Consider the following 16,870-nt stretch of genomic DNA (forward strand, 5'->3'; position numbering starts at 1 on the left):
GCCAAACAGCCGCCAGCCTGTCGGTTCTGGACGATGCGCGGCGGCCCGGTGGGCAAGCCGCGCCGATGGGCGGCAGGGGCTGACGAGGACAGGTGCCTCGTCGTCCGTACTCTACGCGTCGCTCCAATCTCGGACTGGGATACGGAACACATCTTTTCGTCGTCGGGACATTTTGATACCGGCAGGCGATGGGGGCAAGCGAATCGGCGCCGGAAATCGCCGGAGGCCGTCCTCGGGGGCTGAGTCGGGGGAGTGGAGTCGGGAATGCCGGGCGTGCCGCCGGCTCTCGTGAGCGGCACGCCGGGGGGTCAGGTCACCCTGATCTGCATCCGTTCGCCCGACTCGGGGTCGGTGAGGTGGACGGCGCAGGCGATGCACGGGTCGAAGGAGTGGATGGTCCGCAGGATCTCGATCGGCTGTTTGACGTCCGCCAGTTCGTGATTGTCCTGCAGGGCCGCCTCGTAGGCGCCGGCCTGGTCGGCGACGTCGCGTGGGCCGGCGTTCCAGGTCGAGGGCACCACGGCCTGATAGTTGTCGATCCGCCCGTCCCGGATGAGGATCCAGTGTCCGAGCGCGCCGCGCGGCGCCTCCATGTAGCCCGCGCCGCGCGCCTCGGACGGCCAGGAGGCCGGGTTCCAGAGGCTGTCGTCGAAGGTGCGGGTGTCGCCGGCCTTGACGTTGGCGATCAGGTCGTCGAGCCAGCCGTGCATGGCATCGACCATGATCTTGGTCTCCAGGGTCCGGGCGGCGGTCCGTCCCAGGGTGGAGAAGAGGGCCTCGACCGGCAGGTCCAGTTTCGACAGGGTCATCTCGACCAGTTCCCGGGTCTGGGCATGGCCGGTGGCGTGGAGCATGAGCACCCGGGCCAGCGGACCGACCTCCATCGCCTGGCCCTTCCAGCGCGGCGACTTCATCCAGGAATAGCCCTGGTCGACGTCGAGCTGGGTATAGGGCGGCTTGACCCCGCCGCGCCCGTCGTATTCCAGGTTGGTCTCGCCGTCGTAGGGGTGCAGTCCCTGGTCGTTGCCCGACTCGTAGTCGTACCAGGAATGGGCGACGAACTCCTGGATCTGGCTCGCGTCGTGGAGGTCGATCTCGTGGATGGTCGAGAGATCCCGATCGAGGATGACGCCGCGCGGGAAGAGGAAGGTCGCGGGGTCCATGCTGCCGGTGCCCGGCAGGTCGCCGTAGCACATGAAGTTGCCCAGTCCCTCGCCGCGTTCGGCCCAGTCCTTGTAGAAGCCGGCGATGGCGAGCGTATCCGGCACGTAGACCTGATCGACGAAGGTCTGCATCGACTGGAGGATGTCCCGGACCTCGGCGAAGCGCTTGGCGTTGATGGCCGAGTCCGAGTCCAGATCGATGGGGCAGGGCACGCCGCCGACGACGAAGTTCGGATGCGGGTTCTTGCCGCCGAAGATGGCGTGCAGCCGGGCCGCGTCGCGCTGCCAGGCGAGCGCCTCCAGATAGTGGGCGACCGCCATCAGGTTGGCCTCGGGCGGCAGCTTGTAGGCCGGATGGCCCCAGTAGCCGTTGGCGAAGATGCCGAGCTGGCCGGATTCGACGAAGGTCCTGATGCGCTTCTGGGTGTCGGCGAAATAGCCGGGCGATGACTTGGGCCAGGCGCTGATCGACTGGGCCAGATCCGAGGTCGCCTGGGGATCGGCGCTCAGGGCGCTGACCACGTCGACCCAGTCCAGGGCGTGCAGATGATAGAAGTGCATCACGTGATCGTGCACGAACTGGGCGCCGATCATCAGATTGCGGATGAGCTGGGCGTTGGCCGGAAGCTCGATCCGCAGGGCGTCCTCCACCGCGCGCACCGAGGCCATGCCGTGCACCAGGGTGCAGACGCCGCAGATGCGCTGGGCGAAGCCCCAGGCGTCGCGCGGGTCGCGGCCTTTGAGGATGGTCTCGATGCCGCGTACCGAGGTGCCCGAGCTGTAGGCCTGGGCGATGCGGCTGCCGTCCAGCTGCGCCTCGATGCGCAGATGGCCTTCGATACGGGTGATGGGGTCGACGACGAGTCGTTCACTCATGTTGGCGGATCTCCTGCACGGGGCCGGCGGGGGCCGGCGCCGCGATTATCGGGTGCTGGCCGGCGAATCAGGCCTCGGCGTCATGCTCGGCGGCGGCGCGCGGCTTCTCGACCAGATGGTCGGCGATCATCTCGGTCAGACCGATGACCGGGATGTCCATGTTGTACTCCTCCAGACCCTCCTCGAGCTGGGTCCGGCAGGTTGCGCACATGGTGACCATGCGTTCGGGCGCCACCTCCTCGATCTGGGCCTTTTTGCGCTTGAAGGCCGCCATCTTGAGTTCCTCGGCGCGTTCGTTGGAGCTGACGCCGCCGCCGGCGCCACAGCACCACTGAAAGCGTCCGTGCTCGTTCATGTCGACGAAGTCCTCGGCGACCAGATCGATCAGATTGCGCTGCTGCTGGATGACGCCGCTCTTGCGCGCCAGGTTGCAGGGATCGTGCATCGAGAGACGGTCGTCCTCCTTGCCCTCGGTCTGGATGCGTCCGGTCGCGCGCAGCTCGTCGAGCACCTCGACGATGTGGAAGACCCGGAAGGGGTAGGGGCGTCCGATCAGATTCGGCCCCTCCCAGCGGATGGCGGTGAAGGCGTGGCCGCACTCGGGGCTGATGACCTTGGAGACCTTCAGCGTCTCGGCCGCGGCCACGACCCGCTCGACCAGCTGGGCGGCGATGTCCTTGTTGCCGATCTGGATGCCGGCGTTGGTGGCCTCGAAGCACTGGGTGGAGAGGGTCCAGGTCACCCCGGCGTGATCGAAGATCTTGGTGATGGCCTCCAGATACTCGGGGAAGTTGATGACCTCCATCGAGGAGAGCATCACCAGATATTCGGCGCCGGTCTTGTCGACCGGAACCTCCAGCCCCGTACTGGCCTCGACGTGCTTGATCTGGACCGCCAGGGTCTTCCATTGCAGCCCCATGGGGCTGCCGGTGGTGACGGCGCGGATCGAGGCGTTGATGAGCCCCTCGGGCGCGTGGCCGGCCTGCACCATGCCCTCGCGCGACTTGCGGATCATATAGGCCAGGTCGTTGCCGACCGGGCAGACCATGGAACAGCGTCCGCACATGGAGCAGGAGTCGTAGAGCAGTTCCTCCCACTCGGCCAGCATGGCGTCCGTGACCTTCTCCTGGAGTCCGAGCAGACCCTTGATCCGGCCCCAGAGGGTGAACTCGGCCTCCCAGATCAGACGCAGCGGTTCGAGCTTGAGGATGGGCGTGTACTTGGGATCGCCGGTCTCCAGGTAGAAGGGGCAGGACTGGGCGCAGACGCCGCAGTGCACGCAGCTGGAGAAGAAGGCCGCGGTCGGCGCGTCGATCTCGGCGCGGAAGGCGGCGAGTCCGCGCTCTAGCGTGAGTTCGCTCATGACTGAACCCCCTTGCGGCCGAAGGCGGCGCCGTTGTACCAGCGGGCGATGAAGGCCGTGAAGATGTGTGTCAGCTTGGTGAATGGCAGCATGATCAGCATCAGCTCGGCCGAGAGGATGTGCATCCCCAGGGCGAGCGGATAGGGCTCGACCAGACGGTGATAGGCCAGATAGCCGGTCAGCACCACCATGAAGACGATCGTCCATACCAGATAGTCCTCGGTCGTGCTGATGCGCCGCTTGACCGGGTGCCAGAGCCGATGGACGAGGGTTGCGAGCAGGGTGATGAGGGTCACGGCCGTGACCAGATCGACCACCGGGTTCGGCAGTCCGGGCCAGTAGAGACCGAGCACGCCCTTGAACAGCTCGATGTGCGGGATGAAGAGCAGCAGGGCGATCAGGAAGCCGATGTGCCAGACCCAGCCGACGACCACGTTGAAGGGCGCCCGCTTGAAGGTGCCGGGGTCGGCAATGGTGCGGCTGAGCATGGTCCGCAGTCCCGGGCCCCATTCGCCGGCGCGCGGCTCGGCATAGTTGGGCGCGCGTCCGAGCAGGAAGATTTCGACCAGGCGTGCGATCAGCCCGATGGCGAAGATCGCCAGGGCGATGTTGAACATGGGGCCCTTGACCCACAGCAGAAATCCCATCGCGCCGCTCATAGCTTCTGCTCCAGTTCGTCGATGGTGACGGGCTGGCGGTTCGCCACCGCCTCCTTCTTGGCCTTGCGGGCGAGTGCCGCGATTCCGGCTCCAGCCACGGCGCCGACCGCGGCGCCCTCGATCAGGGTCTTGGAGGTGACGCCGATGGGCACCGAGACGGGTTCGTAGAATCCCGCGTCGTCCCAGAAGCCTGGCTCGGAGCAGCCGAGACAGGGATGGCCGGACTCGACCGGCCAGCTGGTTCCCGAATTCCAGCGCATGGTGGCGCAGGCGTTGTACGTGGTCGGCCCCTTGCAGCCCAGACGGTAGAGACACCAGCCGAGCTTGGCCCCCGCGTCGTCGAAGCTCTCGGCGAACAGGCCCTTGTCGTAGAAGGGGCGGCGATAGCAGCGGTCGTGGATGGACTGACCGTAGAAGGCCATGGGGCGGCGGTAGGCGTCCAGCTCGGGCAGCCGGCCGAAGGTAAGGTAGTGCGCCAGCACCCCGGTGATGACCATGGGGATGGGCGGACACCCGGAGACGTTGATCACCGGCTTGTCGTGGACCAGGTCCATGACCGACATGGCGCCGGTCGGATTGGGTTTGGCCTGCGGCAGTCCACCGAAGGCGGCGCAGGTCCCGACCGCGATCACGGCGGCGGCGTGCTCGACCGTCTCCATGAGGATGTCGTAGTTGCTGTGGCCGGCGACCGTCGAATACCCGGGGTTGGCGTCGGGTCCGGGAATGGATCCGTCGACGATCACCAGGTATTGGCCCCGATTGGCCTCCATCGCCTGCAGACGCGCCTCCTCGGCGGCCTCGCCGGCGGCGGCCTGCAGGGTGTGGTGATAGTCGAGCGAGACCAGGTCGAGGATGAGGTTCTCGACGCTCGGGCTGTGGCTGCGGGTCAGTGACTCGGTGCAGCCCGTGCATTCCTGGAAGGAGAGCCAGATGACCGAGGGGCGCCTGGCCTGCTCGAGCGCGGCGGCGATCGCCGGCACCAGATTGGGCGGCAGGGCCATCATGGAGGCGGTCGCGGCGCAGAACTTGAGGAATCCGCGGCGCGACAAGCCGATCTCGCGCAGTCCTTCGCCGAGTGTCTTGTCGGGTGTCTTGAGGTTGGCCATGGTCCCTCCTTGTGGGTGTCAGGACGATAGTGGCGAGTGAGCGGGATCCCGGAGACGCGTGAGCCGGGCGTCGAGCCGTTCGATCGCGCAGGCGAGATCCTGGGGTTGCGGACGCAGTATCTGAGGGACGGTCGCGATCTCGACATGGAGCGTCAGCCGCTGGCCTTCGGCATTCAGATAGTCGACCAGCCAGACGCCGGGGATCCCGGTCTCTCGAATCCGCGTGGGGCCGAGCGCCTCGACGCTGGCCTCTGCCTCGCCCGTGCCGAGGAGTTCGGTCAGCCGTTCCAGGTCGCCTGGCCCGAAGGGCATGGCGTTGAGGTCGATGCAAGTTTCCTCGCCGCTGGAAACGAGACGTTCGAGGGCGTCGCGGATCTGGTTGAGGACGGCGGGGGCGTTGCCGAAGTCGCGAGACCGAGCGGAACATGAAGCGCTCGATTCGATAGTGACAGGGATCTGATCCAAACCGGACATATGGGCACCTCTGCGTCGGTCGGACGAAATTCTAGGACCATTCACTCCTGTCGGATTTGATGCAGCGCACCTTTATTAGAAAGTGGTTAGACTCGAATATCATTCCTCAATGAAATTCACATTTCCTTGTGCTCGGCCATACCGTTCGTCGGCCGGTTAGGACTTCCAGCGCGCCAGAAGCTCGCGAATCCGTGCGATCGCCACCGGAACGGCGGCCTCGACCTCCGGCGTTAGACGCTCTCCCCAGCCGATGAATCCCGGCTCGATGCCGATCAGGGCCCGGCGCCCGGGGAGCGTGTCGGTCAGCCGCGCCATGTCCATGAGATCCGCGAGGCTGACCTCGTGCACCGTCTTGGCGTGCGAGCGGAGCTGACGATCCATCTCCTCGCCCTCGAAGACGCGGACGCTGCCGGGAGGCTCGCCGAGCGCGGAGGCGTCGACCACGATCAGCTGCCGGCAGTCGCCGATCGGCACGGCGAGCGTGAAGCTCAGTGTCCCGCCGTCGATGCAGACAATGGATGGATCCTCGTCCGTTTGGTTCGAGAATCGGCGAATCACCTCCGGACCCACGGCCTCGTCGGTCATGAGTACGTTGCCGATTCCGAGAATCAGTGTCGCGGGCGCTTGAGGCATGGTGTCCGAGGTCATGGACTGGGTTTCCTGATCTTGAAGGTCGGGTCGGACGGGCATAGTCTCGCTGCCAGGCTGATGGATCGAATCGGAGGTTTCGGGGATGTGCTTCGGTATTCCAATGCAGGTCCGTTCGGTGGACGGCTTTCTCGCGCGCTGCGAGGCCAAGGGCGTCGAGCGCGAGGTGAATCTTTTCATGCTCCAGCACGAGACGATAGAGGTCGGCGACTATGTCGTGGTGCATCTCGGACAAGCGGTCGAGAAGGTCAGCGCCGAGCGGGCCATGGAGGCATGGGAGATCTACGATGCCATGCTGGCGTCCGCGGAGTCGGGTGCCGGCTGATCTGGCTTGGAATCTGAAGCGATGCGCATCGCACCAGGACGCTGCCGCGTTCCGGTAGGCGATTTCACGGTCGCGCGCCGAATCCCGGCTTCGCCGCGCGCTTGGTTCGCGAGCGAAGGGCGTGACGGCGTTCGAGGATCCGATCAGCCCAGGAATTCGCCGGCGATCCGGTGCTGGTGTCCGGCCTCTTCGTGCTCGGAGGCGATTTCGTCCTCCATCATGGCGCAGTTGACCGCCATGCGCGCCTGAACCGCCGCCTTCCAGGCGCGGTTCTGCCGCTCGGCCATCAGCGCGTCCGGGGTCAGCGCGGCGGCCGCCGCGGCGGCGACGAAGTGGTCGGCCTGAGCCAGCCAGTCGGTATCCTTGCCGCACTCCGTATAGGTCTTGACGGTATAGGCCTTGGCCGCGCGGAAGGCGTCCTCGATCTCGTCCGGGGCGGCGTCCTCGCGCATCCCGGTGGCGATGGCGCGGTTGACGCGCTCGTCGCGGCTCAGGCGCATGACGTTCTCGGCGAAGCGGCAGCCGAGCCGACGCTGCTGCTCGGGGCTCAGCTGGTCGAGCGCGGCACGAAGTTCCTGGTCGTTGTCGATCGTGGCCATTGGAGGTTCCTCAGCCATGTGGTGGGAGGTCCTGCCGGTGATCCATCGTCACCCGCATCAGGTGCATCGAATATCAACAAATTCCATTATGGATCACATTGACATGGGTCAGGGTGGTCGGTTGTGATGAACGGTTGTAGTCTGCTCCCGTGACGCGGGTCTTGTCACCAGGCGAGGCTAGTGGCACAGGCCCCGGCGGCGTTGCAGCCGATCATCGAATCCATATCAGTCGTGAGCCCAATGAATCGCACCGTTTTCTTCGTCTCCGAAAGTACCGGTATCACCGCCGAGACGCTCGGACACAGCCTGCTGTCGCAGTTCGATACCGTGAATTTCGAGCAGGTGTACATGCCCTATATCAACACCGAGTTGCGCGCCAAGGCGCTGACGCAGCGGATGGAGGAGGCCGCCGATCGGGACGGTGCGCGCCCCATCGTGTTCGCGACCATGCTCAACAAGGAGATCGGCGACATCCTCAAGGGTGGCAACTGCTTCTATGTCGAGCTCTTCGAGTTCTTCGTCGATCCGCTGGCCAAGGAGCTGGGCGTAGCCCCCAGCCTCAAGTCCGGCCAGAGCCATGCCATCACCAAGCCCAGCTATTACACCAAGCGCATCGAGGCCATCAACTTCGCGATGGCCAACGACGACGGCATCCGGCCTGACAACTTCCATCGCGCCGATGTGGTCCTGACCGGCGTCTCGCGCTCGGGCAAGACCCCGACCTGTCTCTATCTGGCCATGCACTACGGTCTGCGCTCGGCCAACTATCCCATTACCGAGGAGGACTTCGAGCGCGGCGACGTGCCCCAGCTCCTCTACGACTGCAAGCACAAGCTGTTCGCCCTGATCATCGATCCCCAGCGTCTGCAGCTGATCCGCGAGGAGCGCCGTCCAGGCAGCAGCTACGCCTCCCTCAAGCGCTGTCAGGACGACATCCGCCAGGCGCAGCAGATCTACAAGCGTCTCGGGGTTCCGGTGCTCAACACCACCACCCAGTCGATCGAGGAGATCTCCTCGCAGATCATCCGCTCGCTCAAGGAGAATCAGGAAAGCGGGCTGGTCTCGGCCATGAAGGTTCAGTGACCTGATTCCCGACCGCCCGGGCGGGAATAATTCGCTCGGGCGGTTGAGAGGTCTGGCCGAGATTTTTTGATGCTCTTGTGGGTGAATCGTCGAAAATTTCACGAGAAACTCCCATAATCCACCTGAGTTGATAGATTTAGGTTCGGAAGATGCTGCTTCAATTCGCCGTCGAAAACTATGCCTGCTTCGCCGATGAGGTGCTGTTCTCGATGGTCGCCTCCGCCGGTGCCGAGCACCCGCGCCACGTCGTGCAAAGCCGGGCCGGACGCAAGCCCCGCATCCTGCGGCTGGCCGCCCTGTACGGTGCCAATGCCCACGGCAAGACCAAACTCATCGAAGCGCTGAGATTCGCTCAGAATCTCGTGGTGCGAGGGACCCGAAGTGGACGACGTATCCGAACCGCTCCCTTCCGTCTCGATCGGCAGTGGCGGGAGAGTCCATCGCGCTTCGAGTTCCTGATCGACCACCAGGGGGTCGAGTACAGTTATGGGTTCGCGGTGGATAGCGAGCGAGTCCATGAAGAGTGGCTCTTCATCCGTGAGACCGCGCGGGAGTCGCGTTATTTCGAGCGCGTGACCACGGAGGATGGCAAGGTCACCGTCGAGATCGGGCCGAAGCTGGCGGGAGGAGACAGGAAACAGCGGCAGTTTCTCGAGTTCGTCGCCCAGGGAACGCGGCCCAACCAGCTCTTCCTCACCGAGTCCGTGGACCGCAACGTCGAGGCATTGAAGCCGCTGTTCCATTGGTTCAGATTCGTTCTGACCATCGTGTCGGCCGAAGAAGCGCCTCAGCCGCTCGCGGTGCGACTCGACCGGGAAGAAGACTTCGTCGCATTCATGGCGGATTTCCTGCGCAATGCCAGCACGGGTATCGAGGGACTTGGCATCGAGCAGGAGCCTCTTGATTTCGAGAGACATTTTCCGGATATGCCGGTCGGCATGAGGGACGACTTGGACGCGGATCTCTCCGAAGGTGCCGTTTTCGGATTGCCGGGGCCGGACGGTCAAAGCCTCACGCTATACCTCGATGACCGGAATCAGCCGACGGTTGCCCGTCTGAAGACCCGGCATAAAGGGAGGGATTCCTTGGAAGAGGATTTCGATTTCGAGGACGAATCCGCTGGAATCCAGCGCCTCATGGAGATTCTGCCCATCCTGGCGGATGCCGCTTCCGGCGAACGCGTCTACGTCGTCGACGAACTCGACCGCAAGCTCCATCCGCTGCTCTCGCGTCTATTCGTCACCAGCTTCATCGACCGCTGCGACGATGCCCAGCGCACCCAGCTCATCTTCACCACCCATGACACCCACCTCATGGACCTGGAGCTGCTGCGCCGCGACGAGATCTGGTTCTTCGAGAAGGACCAGCACGGTGCATCCAGCCTCTTTTCCATGAACGCACTCAAGGTGCGTCCGGATCTCAAGGTCGAGAAGAGTTACCTCAACGGACGTTTCGGCGGCATTCCCCTGATCCGCGAGCCCGCGGTCGGCTCGGACGCGTCCTGCTGAGCATCCGTTCATGGCGCTCACCAAGCGCAGGCCTCGCCCTCTCGATCGCGCCCAGGAGCATGTGCGCGACACCCGTCTCGTCATCATCGCTGCGGAGGGGCAGCAGACCGAGCGGCAGTATTTCGCCATGTTCCGCAGCACGCGGGTCCAGGTGAAGGTTCTGGCCGCCGGCGCAGACAACCGCTCGGCTCCGGAATACGTCCTCGAACGTCTGCGCCGATTCCAGGATGAATACCAGCTGGACGAGGGCGACAGCCTCTGGCTCATGCTGGACGTCGACCGATGGGGAAGCGACAAGCTGGCCGCTGTCGCCAGGGAGGCCAAGAGCGTCGGTTTCGGGCTCGCGGTCAGCAATCCCTGCTTCGAGGTCTGGCTGCTCTACCACTTCACTGCGGATATCCCCGCTACCGACCGCTGTGGGGACATCGAGCAGGCGCTTCGCCAGGCCACGGGCAGCGGTTACAACAAGAGCCGGCTCCAGCCGGAATGCTTCGCACCGCACCTGAGCGCGGCGCTCGAGCGCTCGGAGGCGGCCGATCCATCCCCCCGGGGCCGTTGGCCCAAGGATCCCGGCAGCCATGTCTATCGGGTGATTCGGGAGCTTCCGGAAGAGGCCATGCCGTCTGCGCCCTGAGCTTGGGGGTCACGCTGTCCGATCAGGCTGCCTCCATCGGCCAGTCTCGTGAGACCTCTCGCGCCCTTCATGCCCTACAATGGCCACAGCCATCGAACACCCGATCCGCACATGACCGACACCAACGCCCAAGCCCCCATCACCCGGCTCTACCAGCAGTGCGAGCCCATCGAGTCCATCGGACCCGAGGATCCGCGCTGGGTGAATTTCGATGCCGTGCGCGGCGACGACAACGTCGTCGCCCTCTATGCCCGCAGCCTGCGCCGCGCCAAGGCCGGTCAATGGGACTACAAGCTCTTCACCGGTCATCGTGGCGTCGGCAAGACCAGCGAGCTCTATCGACTCAAGGGCATGCTGGAAACGCCAGAGGCTGGCCGCCAGGGCTTCATCGTCGTCTTCTGCGACGTCGGGGAGCGCCTCGACGTCAACGATCTCGACTTTCCGGACCTGCTGGTCTACATCGCCGCGCAGCTTCAGCAGCAGCTCGCCGAGCGCAAGCTGCCGGGCTTCAGTCCCGTCAACACCTATCTCAAACGGGTCTGGGACGACATCTGCGGCCTTCTCTCCAAAGAGGTCGGCTTCAGCGGCGGCGAGGTCGAGGGCGGCTTCGGCAAGCTCGCCATCGAGCTGCGCAACCGTCCCAACGCCCGTAGCCAGCTGCGGGCCGCCGTCGAGATGCACAGCACCTCGCTGCTCAAGGCCGTCAACGATTTGCTCGGCGACGCCGAGGTCAAGGCCCGCCAGGCCGGCCACGACGGTCTGGTCCTCATCATCGACGGTCTCGACAAGCTGGTGCGCCGCGACTGCGGCGACGGGACCAACACCCACGAGCGTCTCTTCATCGACCGCAGCGAGCACCTCGCCTCGCTAAAGGTGCATACCGTCTACACCGTGCCCATCTCGCTCATCTACTCGCCCCGCGTCGGTCAGCTGGAGCAGACCTTCGGCGAATACAACACGCCGGTCTCCATGATCCGGCTGCGCCCCAGCCGGGACGAGCCGATCCACCCAGACTCTTTGGGCATGGCCAAGATGCGCGAGATGGTCGAGAAACGCTGCGCCGTCGCCGAGACCAGCCTGGATCAGGCCTTCGACAGCGGCGACACCCTCGACTACCTGTGCGAAATGAGCGGCGGACACCCGCGTCACCTCATGACCTTCATCCAGGCCGCCTGCAACGAGCTGGATGCGCTCCCCATCACCCGTCCGATCGCCCAGAAGGCCATCCGCAAATACGCCAACGCCCTGCGGCGCGAGGTGCCGGACGACGCCTGGGCCACCCTGCCCAGGTTCGACCGGCCCCAGCGCGACATCCCCAAGGACGACCTCCACCAGCAGCTGCTCTTCCTGCTCTTCGTCTTCGAGTACATGAACGGCGACATCTGGTACGAGGTCAACCCGGTGCTCCGGACCCTTGAGCGCTTCCGCCAGCCCTAGCCCGGTCGAGCTGGCCGGCGACGCCTTCCGCGCCCTGCGCCGCGCCATCGTGCGCAGCCGGGGCTTCTCCCTGCTGCTCTGCACCTGCGACGCGCCCGCCACGCGCGACGCGCTCATTGCCAACCTCGCCGCCTCCCTGCCGGGTCTCACCCTCCATCGCATCCAGCTGCCGGACCCCGCCGAACAGGAGCCGTTGGAGGCCGTTGCCGCCCTGCAGCCGCCCGGTCCGGTCATGATCGTGGGGCTCGAGCCCCTACTCGCGGACGAGGGTCGCGCTGAACGCCTCCTGAGCGCCCTCAATCTCAGCCGCGGCGACTGGCCCTCGCGCATTCCCGTGCCCGTCGTCGTCTGGATCCCGCGCCGTCTGCTCGCCCGTCTTACCGCCGATGCGCCGGACTTCTTCGATTGGCGCAGTGACATCCTCGACTTCCCGGAGTTGACCGTCGATCAAGTGCGCCCATTCGCCGTCCGAGACTGGATGTACGGTGTCGATCCGCGTCTGACGCGCGAAGAACAGGACGCGCGCGTCCAGGAACTGGAGGCCCGCATCGCCGCGACGCTGGACAACGATGACGAGCCTGTCTGCCGCCACCGTCTGGAATGGTGGGAGGAGCTTGCGGAGCTCAGGGTGCTCAGGGGGGATATCGACGAGGCGCTGCGCATCCGTCTTGAGGAGCAGCTACCGGTCCATGAGCGCATCGGTGATGTGCGCGAAATGGCTGTCACCAAGGGTAAAGTCGCCGACATTCTGCAAGCACGCGGGGATTTGGATGAAGCGCTGCACATCTTGAGTGATGAAGTGTTGGTCGTTTTTGAGCGCCTCGGTGATGTGCGGTCGAAGGCCGTCACCCAGGGGCAAATAGCCGATATCTTGCAAGCAGGCGAGAAGTTGGATGAGGCGCTGCGTATCCGCCTCGAGGAGGAGCTCCCGGTCTATGAGCGCCTCGGCGACATGCGTGAAATGGCGGTCACCAAGAGTAAAATCGCCGATATTCTGAGGGTCCGTGGCGAGCTCGATGAGTCGCTGCGCATTCTGACTGACGAGGTGTTAGTTGCTTTTACGCGCCTCGGCGACGCGCGCTCGAAGGCTATCACGCAGGGGCAGATAGCAGACATTCTGCGGGCGCGTGGGCAGTTAGCTGAGGCACTGCATATCTTGACCGATGAGGTGCTAGTCGCTTTTGAGCGCCTTGGCGACGTGCGTTCGAAAGCCATCACCCAGGGACAGATAGCAGACATTCTGCAGGCACGTGGGGAACTCGATGCTGCCTTGGTTATCCGCCTCAAGGAGGAGCTTCCGGTCTATGAGCGCTTCGGTGACGTTCGCTCGAAGGCCATCACTCAGGGGCAAATAGCAGACATTCTGCGGGTGCGTGGGCAGTTGGCTGAGGCAGTCCACATCTTGACCGATGAGGTGCTAGTCGCTTTCGAGCACCTTGGCGACGTGCGTTTGAAAGCTGTTGCCCAGGGGCAAATCGCCGACATTTTGCAGGAGCGTGGAGAACTGGATGAGGCGTTGCGTATCCGGTTGGAAGAGGAGCTTCCGGTCTATGAGCGCCTCGGCGATGTGCGTGAGAAGGCCGCCACTCAGGGAAAAATCGCTGACATCCTGCAGGCGCGTGGGGAGCTGGAGCAGGCGTTGCGCATCCGCCTTGAAGAGGAGCTTCCGGTCTATGAGCGCCTCGGTGACGTGCGCTCGAAGGCCGTCACCCAGGGGCAGATCGCCGACATCCTGCAGGCGCGCGGGGAGCTAGACGAAGCGCTGCGCATCCGCCTGGAGGAGCAGCTTCCTGTCTATGAGCGCCTCGGCGACGTGCGCTCGAAGGCCGTCACCCATGGGAGGATCGCTGATATCCTGCAGGCGCGCGGCGAGGTGGACGAGGCGCTACGTATCCGCCTTGATGAGCAGCTTCCGGTCTATGAGCGCCTTGGCGACGTGCTCTCGAAGGCTGTCACCCAAGGTAGGATCGCCGACATCCTGCAGGCGCGCGGGGAGCTGGGCGAGGCGTTGCGCATCCGCCTCAAGGAGGAACTCCCGGTCTATGAGCGTCTCGGCGACGTGCGTAACCGGCTGATGTGCCAAGCCGAGATCGCGTTGAATTTGCTGGCCAGGGGCGGTGATGGAGATCGTGATCGGGCCGAATCGCTGCTGCGTCTTGCATTGACCGACGCCCGTCGGCTGCGCATTCCAGAGGTGAAAACGATCGAGGGAATCTTGGACCGGCACGGGATGGTGAGCGATCGAGGATCCCGGGGTGGAAATCTGTGAACGGCGTCCGGTCTGTCCCGAGCATTCACGATTGACTTCGCCGGTATTGGGCGTAGCCTCGAAAGTCATCGGCGGCCCTCCGCCGTGATCACCGATAGACGGTGATCCCACAGACATTCATTGGGGGATTCCCATGAATCGCTACGATCTCGCGGTCTATATCGGCCGCTTTCAGCCGTTTTACGACGGCCATCTCGCCTGCGTTCGTCAGGCGCTCGATCTGGCCGCCAATCTGGTCGTCCTGGTCGGATCCATTAACCGTCCGCGCAATATCCGCGATCCATTCGGCTATGCCGAGCGGCGCGAGATGATCGAGTCCGCGCTGCCCGCCGATCTGCGCGATCGGGTCGTGATCACGGGCGTCGCCGATCGGCTCTACAATCTGTCGAGCTGGGTCGCCGGGGTGCAGGGCGCGGTGGATGGGATCGTCACGGCCGTGGCCGGCGGCGAGGCGTCCATCACCCTGGTCGGTCATCGCAAGGATCACAGCTCCAGCTATCTGGATCTCTTTCCGCAATGGGACTTCAGCCCGGTCGAGCCGGTCTCCATGCTGTCGGCGACCGAGATTCGTGACGTCCTGCTGGGAGAGGGTGCGTCCGATTTGGACGAGACCCTGGCCGCCCAGCCCCTGCCGGACGGGGTCAAGTCCTATCTGCGCGACTGGATCGGGGCCGAGCCGGACGCCTGGGAGGCGCTGCGTCAGGAATGGGCCTTCGTGCGCCGCTATCGCTCACAGTTCGCGGCATTGCCCTATCCGCCCATCTTCCAGACCGTCGATGCCGTGGTGCTGCAGGCGGGCCATATCCTCATGGTCGAGCGCGGTGCCCAGCCGGGTCGCGGTCTGCTGGCCCTGCCCGGTGGCTTTCTCGACGTCGAGGAGACCATCGAGGATGCGGTGATCCGCGAACTGCGCGAGGAGACCGGCATCAAGGTGCCCGAGCCGGTTTTGCGTGGAAGTATCCGTGCCCGGGCGCGCTACGACGATCCGCAGCGATCGCTGCGCGGGCGTACCATCACGGATGCCTTTCTGTTCGAGCTGCGTCCCGGACCCCTGCCGCGCGTCAAGGGCGGCAGCGACGCCCGAAAGGCGCAGTGGATCTCGCTGGCCGAGTTCCAGTCGCTCGAATCGCGGATCTACGAGGACCATTACCACATCGTCCAGGATCTGCTCGGGCGCGCCTGAAGCGATTGCGCGCCTCCGATCGCCGGCCCGATCCGGGCCGGTTCGTTCCCGGGGATTCCGGGCCATAGGGGAGAGACCCAATGAACGCATCCGTTCCGTCGCCATTGAACGCCAACCTCATCCTCAACAGCGATTCCTACAAGCTCACGCACTATCTGCAGTATCCGCCCGGTACCGAGGCGATCTTCAGCTATGTGGAATCGCGCGGAGGGCGTTTTCCGCGCACGCTCTTCTTCGGGCTGCAGATGTTCGTGCGCGACTATCTGGCGCGGCCCATCACCCGGGACATGATCGAGGAGGCGGCCGAGTTCCAGGCCCGCCACCTGCCCGGCGCGCCCTTCAACCGCGCGGGCTGGGAACACATCCTGAACCGGCACGGCGGCTGGCTGCCGATCCGCTTGTGTGCGGTCGCCGAGGGCAGTGCGGTGCCGGTGCGCCAGGTACTGGCCACGGTCGAGTCCACCGATCCGCAGGTGCCCTGGATCGGACAGTACGCCGAGACCGCCATCCTGCGCGCCATCTGGTATCCGACCACGGTCGCGACCATCAGCTGGCACATCAAGGGCCTGATCCGGCGCTATCTGGAGGACACGGCCGAGTCGCTCGACGGGCTGCCCTTCATGTTGCACGACTTCGGCGCCAGGGGCGTCAGCTCCTTCGAGTCCGCCGCGCTCGGCGGTGCCGCGCATCTGGTCAACTTCCAGGGGACGGACACCCTGGCCGGCGCGGCCGCGGCCAATCGCTACTACGACGCCGAGATGGCCGCCTATTCGATCCCGGCGGCCGAGCACGCGACCGTCACCGCCTGGGGCGAGGAAGGGGAGCTGGACGCCTATCGCAACATGCTCGACCGTTTCGCCCGGCCCGGCGGCATGCTGGCGGTCGTCTCCGACTCCTACGATCTGGAGCGCGCCGTCGGCTACTGGAGCAACGAACTGTGCGACCGGGTCCGGGCGTCCGGCGCGACCCTGGTGATCCGTCCGGATTCCGGACATCCGCCGACCATGGTGTGCCGCACCCTGGAGCAGCTGGCCGAGGGCTATGGCGCCCGGGTCAACGCCAAGGGCTATCGGGTGCTCGACGGGGTGCGGGTGATCCAGGGCGACGGGATCGATTTGGACTCGATCGGCGAGATCCTGGCCGAGGTCGAGCGCGCCGGATTCTCGGCCGAGAACCTGGCCTTCGGGATGGGCGGGGCGCTGCTGCAGCGGCTCGACCGCGACACCCAGCGCTTCGCCTTCAAGGCCAGCGCCATCCGGCGCGACGGCGTCTGGCGCGATGTCTCCAAACAGCCGCGCACCGATCCCGAGAAGGCCTCCAAGCCCGGCCGGCTGAGCCTGCTGCACAACCCGGAATTCGGCACCTGGCGCACCCAGCGCGAGGAGGATCCGCTGGAGTCAGGCTGGCGGCCGGCGCTGCAATGCGTCTATGAGGATGGACGCATCCAGGGGCAGCAGACCCTGGCCGAGATCCGTGCCCGTGCCGATGCGGCCTTGGAGACGCTGGCTCGCGAGGATGGCGGCTGTTCGAGATCCTGAGCCAT

Annotated in this window: 15 protein-coding genes; 8 read left to right on the forward strand and 7 right to left on the reverse strand. The window is 65.1% G+C overall.

Annotated features, from left to right (window positions below; all coding sequences use genetic code 11):
- Positions 1 to 308: 308 nt before the first annotated feature.
- The 6 genes from D779_RS07560 to D779_RS07585 all read right to left on the reverse strand — a co-directional run bounded on the left by D779_RS07560 (position 309) and on the right by D779_RS07585 (position 6,289).
- Positions 309 to 2,039, reverse strand: coding sequence for a nickel-dependent hydrogenase large subunit (locus tag D779_RS07560; protein WP_043751954.1), 1,731 nt, complete (start codon positions 2,037 to 2,039; stop codon positions 309 to 311).
- 67 nt (positions 2,040 to 2,106) lie between these two features.
- Positions 2,107 to 3,402 carry a (Fe-S)-binding protein gene (locus D779_RS07565; protein ID WP_043751956.1) on the reverse strand — a complete coding sequence of 432 codons (1,296 nt, stop codon included), beginning with the start codon at positions 3,400 to 3,402 and terminating at the stop codon, positions 2,107 to 2,109.
- Complete coding sequence (locus D779_RS07570) at positions 3,399 to 4,061, reverse strand: hypothetical protein (protein ID WP_043751957.1); 663 nt, start codon at positions 4,059 to 4,061, stop codon at positions 3,399 to 3,401. Before D779_RS07570 ends, D779_RS07565 begins: the two co-directional genes overlap by 4 nt.
- Positions 4,058 to 5,167, reverse strand: a complete 1,110-nt coding sequence (locus D779_RS07575; protein WP_043751959.1) for a hydrogenase small subunit — start codon at positions 5,165 to 5,167, stop codon at positions 4,058 to 4,060. Before D779_RS07575 ends, D779_RS07570 begins: the two co-directional genes overlap by 4 nt.
- A gap of 18 nt (positions 5,168 to 5,185) precedes the next feature.
- A complete protein-coding gene (locus D779_RS07580; protein WP_043751961.1) occupies positions 5,186 to 5,641 on the reverse strand; it encodes a hydrogenase expression/formation protein in 456 nt (151 codons plus the stop codon).
- A 156-nt stretch (positions 5,642 to 5,797) separates the two neighbouring features.
- Complete coding sequence (locus D779_RS07585; protein ID WP_232424117.1) at positions 5,798 to 6,289, reverse strand: HyaD/HybD family hydrogenase maturation endopeptidase; 492 nt, start codon at positions 6,287 to 6,289, stop codon at positions 5,798 to 5,800.
- A gap of 85 nt (positions 6,290 to 6,374) precedes the next feature.
- On the opposite strand from D779_RS07585, the gene D779_RS07590 reads away from it, so the two are divergent.
- A complete protein-coding gene (locus D779_RS07590) occupies positions 6,375 to 6,614 on the forward strand; it encodes a HypC/HybG/HupF family hydrogenase formation chaperone (RefSeq protein ID WP_043751963.1) in 240 nt (79 codons plus the stop codon).
- A gap of 143 nt (positions 6,615 to 6,757) precedes the next feature.
- On the opposite strand, the gene D779_RS07595 is transcribed toward D779_RS07590, so the two are convergent.
- The gene (locus D779_RS07595; RefSeq protein WP_043751966.1) at positions 6,758 to 7,213 is read right to left on the reverse strand and encodes a hypothetical protein; all 456 of its coding nucleotides are present in this window, start codon (positions 7,211 to 7,213) and stop codon (positions 6,758 to 6,760) included.
- Positions 7,214 to 7,453: 240 nt separating this feature from the next.
- Here D779_RS07595 and ppsR point away from each other — a divergent pair, with 240 nt between their 5' ends.
- The 7 genes from ppsR to D779_RS07630 all read left to right on the forward strand — a co-directional run bounded on the left by ppsR (position 7,454) and on the right by D779_RS07630 (position 16,865).
- Positions 7,454 to 8,296, forward strand: a complete 843-nt coding sequence (ppsR, locus tag D779_RS07600) for a posphoenolpyruvate synthetase regulatory kinase/phosphorylase PpsR (protein ID WP_043751967.1) — start codon at positions 7,454 to 7,456, stop codon at positions 8,294 to 8,296.
- A 149-nt stretch (positions 8,297 to 8,445) separates the two neighbouring features.
- The gene (locus tag D779_RS07605) at positions 8,446 to 9,804 is read left to right on the forward strand and encodes an AAA family ATPase (RefSeq protein WP_043751969.1); all 1,359 of its coding nucleotides are present in this window, start codon (positions 8,446 to 8,448) and stop codon (positions 9,802 to 9,804) included.
- Between the two features lie 10 nt (positions 9,805 to 9,814).
- Positions 9,815 to 10,438, forward strand: a complete 624-nt coding sequence (locus D779_RS07610) for an RloB family protein (RefSeq protein ID WP_043751971.1) — start codon at positions 9,815 to 9,817, stop codon at positions 10,436 to 10,438.
- A gap of 111 nt (positions 10,439 to 10,549) precedes the next feature.
- The gene (locus D779_RS07615) at positions 10,550 to 11,875 is read left to right on the forward strand and encodes a hypothetical protein (protein ID WP_043751975.1); all 1,326 of its coding nucleotides are present in this window, start codon (positions 10,550 to 10,552) and stop codon (positions 11,873 to 11,875) included.
- On the forward strand, positions 11,853 to 14,144 hold the full coding sequence (locus D779_RS21020) for a tetratricopeptide repeat protein (protein WP_052347937.1): 2,292 nt from the start codon (positions 11,853 to 11,855) through the stop codon (positions 14,142 to 14,144). Before D779_RS07615 ends, D779_RS21020 begins: the two co-directional genes overlap by 23 nt.
- A 133-nt stretch (positions 14,145 to 14,277) precedes the next feature.
- Entirely contained in the window at positions 14,278 to 15,327 is a 1,050-nt protein-coding gene (locus D779_RS07625) for a bifunctional nicotinamide-nucleotide adenylyltransferase/Nudix hydroxylase (protein WP_043751978.1), read from the forward strand.
- Positions 15,328 to 15,407: 80 nt separating this feature from the next.
- Positions 15,408 to 16,865 carry a nicotinate phosphoribosyltransferase gene (locus tag D779_RS07630; protein WP_052347938.1) on the forward strand — a complete coding sequence of 486 codons (1,458 nt, stop codon included), beginning with the start codon at positions 15,408 to 15,410 and terminating at the stop codon, positions 16,863 to 16,865.
- Positions 16,866 to 16,870: the final 5 nt, after the last annotated feature.

It is taken from the genome of Imhoffiella purpurea (assembly GCF_000585215.1).
Classification (GTDB): Bacteria; Pseudomonadota; Gammaproteobacteria; order Chromatiales; family Chromatiaceae; genus Imhoffiella; species Imhoffiella purpurea.